Origin of the sequence: Archangium sp. (genome assembly GCF_036389735.1) — a bacterium.
In the GTDB taxonomy this organism is placed as follows: domain Bacteria; phylum Myxococcota; class Myxococcia; order Myxococcales; family Myxococcaceae; genus Archangium.
This window is the reverse complement of sequence record NZ_DASVWK010000972.1, coordinates 1-6,452: the sequence shown is the minus strand read 5'-3', so window position 1 is coordinate 6,452 and position 6,452 is coordinate 1. Positions and strand designations below refer to the sequence as shown.

General features: G+C 70.8%; 6 protein-coding genes. 4 read left to right on the top strand and 2 right to left on the bottom strand.

The window, feature by feature from the left end; translation table 11 throughout:
• Window positions 1-253: 253 nt before the first annotated feature.
• Window positions 254-829, bottom strand: a complete 576-nt coding sequence (locus VF794_RS34655) for a CAP domain-containing protein (protein WP_331117405.1) — start codon at window positions 827-829, stop codon at window positions 254-256.
• A 73-nt stretch (window positions 830-902) separates the two neighbouring features.
• Here VF794_RS34655 and VF794_RS34650 point away from each other — a divergent pair, with 73 nt between their 5' ends.
• Both VF794_RS34650 and VF794_RS34645 read left to right on the top strand, forming a co-directional pair.
• Window positions 903-1,844: an agmatinase family protein gene (locus VF794_RS34650; RefSeq protein WP_331117404.1), complete on the top strand. Its 942-nt coding sequence runs from the start codon at window positions 903-905 to the stop codon at window positions 1,842-1,844.
• A gap of 81 nt (window positions 1,845-1,925) precedes the next feature.
• Complete coding sequence (locus VF794_RS34645) at window positions 1,926-2,837, top strand: DUF3396 domain-containing protein (protein ID WP_331117403.1); 912 nt, start codon at window positions 1,926-1,928, stop codon at window positions 2,835-2,837.
• Between the two features lie 13 nt (window positions 2,838-2,850).
• Here VF794_RS34645 and VF794_RS34640 read toward each other — a convergent pair whose 3' ends face one another.
• Window positions 2,851-4,239: a hypothetical protein gene (locus VF794_RS34640; RefSeq protein WP_331117402.1), complete on the bottom strand. Its 1,389-nt coding sequence runs from the start codon at window positions 4,237-4,239 to the stop codon at window positions 2,851-2,853.
• Between the two features lie 216 nt (window positions 4,240-4,455).
• Here VF794_RS34640 and VF794_RS34635 point away from each other — a divergent pair, with 216 nt between their 5' ends.
• Both VF794_RS34635 and VF794_RS34630 read left to right on the top strand, forming a co-directional pair.
• Window positions 4,456-5,283, top strand: a complete 828-nt coding sequence (locus VF794_RS34635) for a CheR family methyltransferase (RefSeq protein WP_331117401.1) — start codon at window positions 4,456-4,458, stop codon at window positions 5,281-5,283.
• Between the two features lie 98 nt (window positions 5,284-5,381).
• Window positions 5,382-6,284: a hypothetical protein gene (locus VF794_RS34630; protein WP_331117400.1), complete on the top strand. Its 903-nt coding sequence runs from the start codon at window positions 5,382-5,384 to the stop codon at window positions 6,282-6,284.
• Window positions 6,285-6,452 lie beyond the last annotated feature (168 nt).

Sequence of the window (6,452 nt, the reverse complement as noted above, 5' to 3'; positions counted from 1 at the left end):
CGGGCATCCCGGGCGGCTCGGCGCTGGTGTTCGAGGTGGAGCTGCTGGAGGTGCAGAAGAGCGAGGCCCCCGCGGGCATGCCTGGGATGCCGGGCGCTCCGGGCGGCGCTCCGGGCGGCGCTCCGGGTCAGCCGGCGCAGGGTGGCCAGCCGGCCAAGAAGTAGTCCAGGCCGGGCCGTGGTTCACGGGCCATCCGGTCCCACCCCTCGCCGGGGTGGGGTGCCGGGTGGCCCGTCGTCTTTTCGCTGGCCCGTCAGTAGGGCTTCTGTCCCACGAAGTTGCCCGGCGGCGCGTAGTTGCAGACCAGGAGTTCCCATTTGGGGAACTGCGCGCCGAAGGGCGAGTTCTTCGTACAGATGGCCGTCGCGCACCCCACCTGTGTCGTGTCGCGCCACACCAGTTGCGTGTAGTGGCCGCACACCTTGCCCGGCGCGCACTTGTTGGTGGAGTACGTGTAGTCCGCCACCTCGGAGGCCCAGTCCAGCACTGCCTCCCGGTTCGTCTTCGAGCCCGGGGGGGCGGCGGCGGCGAGGTTCTCCCCGAACTTGCCCCGGTTGCGGTTGTGCTCGAACTCGCAGTTGTTGGCCCAGGCCCGCGCCACCTTCGCGGCCTCCGGCGACCACGTGAGCGCAGGCAGGGGCGCCTTCGGCTTGGGCTTCGCGCTCGCCCGCACCTCGTTGTGCGCGGCCAACAGCTCCTTGGCCAGGGGGGAGGTGGCGCTGGTCTCCGGGCGCGGCTTCGTCGCGGCTTCGCTGGTGCCGCACCCCGTGGCTCCCGCCGCCAGGCAGGCGAGGGACAGGGCGAGCAGGTTGAATTTCTGGGTCGTCATGGTGGGCTCCTCTGGCTGCAACACTTCGACGGGGGCTCGATTCCGTGGCAAGGATGCGACCCGAGGACTGACCATGAATACCCTGAATGACCCTCTCGCCGGACTCCGTCCGGCAGCCGACCCTCGCGACCCTCGCGCCTCCTCCTTCCTGCGCCCCTTCTCGCCGGGCCTCCCGCTCCAGGACCGCACCGTCCTCCTCGGCCTGCCCTATGACGGCGGCATCCCCTCCCGCCCCGGCGCCCGCTTCGGCCCCAAGGCGCTGCGCGAGGCGCTCTCCTCCTATGGCTCCTTCGACGGCCAGCGGGAGCTCAACGAGGTGGTGGACATGGGGGATCTCGCGCTCGCCTCCATGAACGGCGCCATGGCCCACGTCCACGTCGAGGACGCCGCCCACAACCTCTTCGCCTCCGGCGCTCGGCCCATCTTCATCGGTGGAGACAATGGCCTCTCCGGCTCGCTCATCCGCGGGCTCGCCGCCGCGCGCCCCGAGCTGCGCCTGGCGCTCATCACGCTCGATGCCCACCTCGACGTGCGCGAGTACGATGACGCCGCCTCGCTCTCCAGCGGCACCCCCTACCGCCGGGCCCTGGAGAGCGGCATCGTCACCGGCCCGCGCACCGCGATGATCGGCCTCCGCCGCTTCGCCAACTCCCAGTACTACCTCACCTGGGCCCGCCAGCAGGGCATCCACCTCTATACCGTCGAGGACGTCGCCGAGCGCGGTGCCGTGGCCATCGCCCGCGAGGCCCTGGCCCGCGTGTCGGCCCAGGCGGACGCCATCTACCTCAGCGTGGACCTCGACGCCGCCGATGCCGCCGTGGCTCCGGGTGTCAGCGCCGTGGGCGTGGGAGGCCTCTCGTCGCGGGAGATGATCGACGTGGTGCGCACCGTCTCCGCGGACCCCCGGCTGGTGGCCGCCGACCTGATGGAACTCTCCCCGCCCCATGACGAGAATGCCCGGACCGCCAAGCTGACCGCACGCCTGCTGCTGGAAGTGCTCTCCGCGCGCGGGTGAGATCCGCGAAGGAGCTTGGAGTCACTCCTTCAGGTTCGGGAGTGGCCTCGTGCTGATCGGCCCCCGGAAAGGAGTCTTCTGGTGAGCGAGCGCTATCCGAGAATCCGTCTCCGCACGGAGTCCCGCGGCTATTGGATATGGGAGGGCTTGCGGCTGGACTTCTACATGCGCCGACCACACACGGAGATGGCGCGGGCGGTGATGCGTTCGATGGACATCTACGTGAACGCGGTGGGAGCGGAGAATCTCGGCTTCTACGTGGACGACGAGGGGGACTCTTGGGAACTGGACCAGGAGACCTGGGCGCTCAATCGACGCAATCTGTTGGAGGCGCCCTGGCCTCGGGTCATCCTGGAGGACGCTAGGGAAATCGGTCCGCAGAGGTACCAGTTCGAGTACTACGGCAGGCAGATCGACGACCCTGAGTGGAGCGGCTCGAAGCTCCATGCCTGCGTGGCCTCGTTCTGGCTGCCCACGGAGTACCTGGAGGAGCACGGACCGGGGCGGGTGCGCGAGCTGGCGCTGGAACTGGCGGCCCCGTTGCCGTTCTGCTCGGGCAATGTGGGCCTGGCCTTCCTCGGTCCCAACGACACCATGGCAATCCCGCAGGAGATCCGTGACCGGTGCTTCCGCTACCCGGGCATGGACCTCCCCGACGTGTCGTCCTTCGCGTACAACATCGGCACGCGGGTCCGAGGTCCCTCCTGGATGACGTTCCTGGGCCAGCCCGTGCTGGGCGAGCTGGGTGGCGCGTCGGCCCTGCGCGCTCGGCTGCGCTCGCCGGGCACCACCGTGCAGGAGTTGGATGGAGACCGGGCGGTGGTGACGCTCGGGGAATGGCCGGACGCGGGTGACACCGAGCAGGGCCGCACGCTGCCCGCCTACCGCGAGCTGGCGCGCCTGCTGGAGCCCTGGCGTTACGAGGGGCCCATGTTCGACCACAGCTTCTCTCCGGAGGACAGGCGCCGCTGGGAGCGGCGGTTCCTCGACTGATGCCCGCTCGGGCTCACTTCTCCAACTGGAGGACGAAGGCGTTGGCGCCCGTGCCTGGGGTGCGCGGGCCGGTGCCGAAGTCCACCGGGGCCCGGAAGGTGCCGACGAGCGCGCTCGCGCCCTGGCGTGGCACGGACAGGTCCACCGGCAGCGAGGAAGCGGAGGGATACGTCCGCATCCACTGCGCCTTGCCCGTGGGCCGCTGAAGCCGCAGCACGTACAGGTTCGTCGAGCCCGGGTAGCCCGTCAGCTCACCGAGCCCGAGGCCGAAGTCCTCGCCTCCCGCGTACCGGCCCGCGATGACGAGCCCCGAGCCCTGGTCCATCTCCACCATCCCCCAGGTGGAGCCCAGCAGGAGTCCCCAGCGCTCCGCCCCGTCCTTGCCGTAGGTGAGCGCGAAGCCGCGGCTCGTGGACGCGCTGAGCGGCGCGCCCTGGAAGAGGAAGCTCCCGGTGAAGTAGCCGGACACCGCCACGTGGTCGCCGTGGGCCGCCACGCTCATCATCAGCCCCGCGGCTCCCTCGAGCTGCCGCGTCCACTGGAGCACGCCCCGATCGGACAGGCGCGAGAGGAAGGGGAAGAGCAGCGGCGAGGTCGGTGGGAAGCGGCCCCCCGTCAGGTAGAGGTCTCCCGCGTCATCCTGGGCGAGGTCCATCGGCACACCACGCTCGGAGTCGACATACACCCAGCGCGGCTTTCCCTCGGAGCCGTAGCGGACGAGGAAGGGATGGCCGTTGCCGGTGCGGGGACCGTCGCCGAAGTCCACCCGGCCCGTCAGCACGCCCGCGAGGGTGATGTCTCCCTTGCGACTGACGGCCAGCTCCGTGGCGCTGGTGGGCAGGGCTCGCGCCCAGCGTGGCTGGCCATTCGCGTCGAGCCTCGCGAGGAAGGGCCCCGGTGGCAGCACGCTTCCACCGAGCTCCAACCCGCCGCTCTGCATCCCCAGCAGCAGCACGGAGCCCTCCTCGTCGATCGCGAGCGCCTGGCCCCGCACGTACGGGCTCACCCCCGGGCGCTGCGGCGCTTCGAGGAGGCGGGCCCAGAGCAGCCCGCCCTCGGGAGCGTACTTGGAGACGACCAGGACGGAGGCCCCGGAGGGCCCGCCCACGGGACCTTCCCCGAAGTCGATGGGCGTGCGGTGGTTGCCCAGGGTGAGGATGTGGCCCTGCCCGTCCTGCCCGACGGCCACGGGCGCGTCGCTGCTTCCCTCGCTGCGCACGGTGTGGACCCAGCGCGTCTGTCCTCCGGCGTCCCTCGGACTGGGCCCCCCCCCGTGGGAATCCACCGAGTCTTCGTCGCGGGAGTCGGAAGGGTCCTCTCCGCTCACGTTACAACCGGCGAGCACGGCCACCGCGAGGATGAGCTTCCAGGACATGCTCGCCCGCTTCTCGACTCGTGCCATGTCTGTCTCCTTCTGGCGCCCCCCGGCGCCCCTCAGTTCCAAGGTGAGGGTTTTCCGACGAGGTCTCAACGGTGGCGGGCTTTTCGGGCTGGTGCCCTTTGTCCGAGAGAACGTTGCGCGCGTCGGGCCTTCAACAGCCGTCTCCGACTGGTGAACGCCCGACTCGGGGAACCTGCTCTGCTGTCGGCCTCGCACCGACCGGGGAAGAGGTGTCGCGTGACGGATGCCGAGTGCTTGGAGCTGCTACGGTGGGCCGCGCCTCGCCTTGGCCTGCGGTACGAGGGCTTCCGCCGTGTACGCGGGCAGGTGTGCAAGCGCGTGGGCCGGAGGATGAAGGCGCTCGGAGTGGGGGGGCTCGCCGCCTACCTCCAGCGCCTGGAGGACGACCCGGCCGAGCGCGCCATGCTGGATGCCCTCTGCCGCGTCACCATCTCCCGCTTCTACCGGGACCATGGCGTCTTCGACGCGCTCCGTGAGCCGCTCCTCCCCCAGGTGCTGGAGGCCGCGCGCGCCCGGGGCGAGACCGTCTTTCGCGTGTGGAGCGCGGGGTGCGCCTCGGGCGAGGAGCCCTACACCCTGGCCGTCCTCTTCCGGTGGGGGCTCGCGCCGCGCTTCCCGGACTTCCGCCTGGAGTTGGTGGCCACCGACGCGGACGCCTCGCTGTTGGAGCGGGCCCGCCGGGGCTGCTACCGGCGCCCCACGCTGCGCGAGCTTCCCTCCGAATGGCGCTCCCAGGCCTTCGAGGAGCGCGAGGGCGAGCTGTGCCTGCGGCCCGAGTACCGCGAGGGGCTCGACTTCCGTTGCGAGGATCTGCGCCAGCGCATGCCCGAGGGCCCCTTCCACCTGGTGCTCTGCCGCAACGTGGCCTTCACCTACTTCGCGAGGCCCCTGCAACTCGAGCTCCTGGGGCGGCTGCTGGCGCGGTTGGTGCCCGGGGGATTGCTCGCCCTGGGCGCCCACGAGTCCCTCCCCGAGGGTGCCACGGGCCTCGGGCACGCCGCCGGGGCGCTGCCCCTCTTCCGCCGGGAGGATCCACCCCGTTGACGCGTTCCACCTTGCTGGAAGGTCACGGTTCCGCTAAACGCGAATTTCTCTCTATTTCCGCGCATCCGGTAAAACCAGCGCGGGAGGGGTACGAGTTCATGCGGAAGATACTGGCGGCAGTCGCGGCGATGATGCTGTGGGCCTGCGGTGGGCAGACGGTCCCCGCGCAGGAGGCGGCGCGGGCGGCGGACGGACTGGAGCTGACGTCGGAGGCGGGCGTGGTGTCGGGCCGCTTCGCGGCGGGCCAGGACGGCGAGGCGCGCTTCTCCTCGCGTCAGGTGGAGGAGGGCGTCTTCCGCATCGAGGTGCGGCTCAACGGGATGACGCTGACGGGCCTGGTGGACGCCGTCAACGGCGTGTCGTCGCTGGACGGCTTCGCGGAGGAGACGGGCCAGGAGACGCAGATGCTGGAGGGGGACCGGAGCAAGCTGGAGCTCCTGTCGGCGGCGCTCAACGCGCAGCTGCCCGCCGGTGACGCGGCGACGCCCGAGGCCAAGTACCTGCGGCGCGCGGTGAGCCTGTGGGCGCAGCACCCCAGCAGCGTGGCCATGCAGCGCACGGTGATGGGCGAGCAGGGCCGTGGCTACACCATGCTGTGCAGCTACGCGAAGTGCAATGGCGGCCGGTGGACGGGCAGCTGCTCGGGTGTCTTCAACTGGTACTCGTACGCCAAACACGACTGCCAGCACGGCGGCTGGGACTACACGGGCAACCAGCAGATCGCCCAGCTCGGCGACCACGCCTCGTGCAGCGGCGACGAGTACTACATGAGTGGCGGTGTCTGGGTGTGCGGTGAGCCGGACCACTGGAGCCGCCCGAAGGTGCAGGGCATGTGCTTTGGCCGCTGCGGCGGCGGGTGCGGCGGCGACACCCAGTACACGCTGGACGCCACCAACCACGACGGCTGCGTGCGCAACGGCCACGCCCTGGCGAGCGGCTACTGCGACGACCAGTTCGCCTCCGCCAGCGACGACGAGATGTACGCTCCCAACTGCTACTGATGATGCGCTTCCTATCGACGAGGGCGGTGCCGCGCGTGGCGCTGTGGCTGGGCCTGGTGGCCGCCCTCGGCTGTAAGTCCTCGGAGACGAGGAAGACCGAGGCCGCGCAGGCCACGGTGCGGCGCTTCTTCGAGGCGCTGCCCACGGCGGACTGCGCGGAGCTCGGCC

Coding starts and splice junctions, on each gene's coding strand:
- VF794_RS34655 (WP_331117405.1), bottom strand. CDS start 829: ATGACGACCCAGAAATTCAACCTGCTCGCCCTGTCCCTCGCCTGCCTG.
- VF794_RS34630 (WP_331117400.1), top strand. CDS start 5,382: ATGCGGAAGATACTGGCGGCAGTCGCGGCGATGATGCTGTGGGCCTGC.
- VF794_RS34650 (WP_331117404.1), top strand. CDS start 903: ATGAATACCCTGAATGACCCTCTCGCCGGACTCCGTCCGGCAGCCGAC.
- VF794_RS34640 (WP_331117402.1), bottom strand. CDS start 4,239: ATGGCACGAGTCGAGAAGCGGGCGAGCATGTCCTGGAAGCTCATCCTC.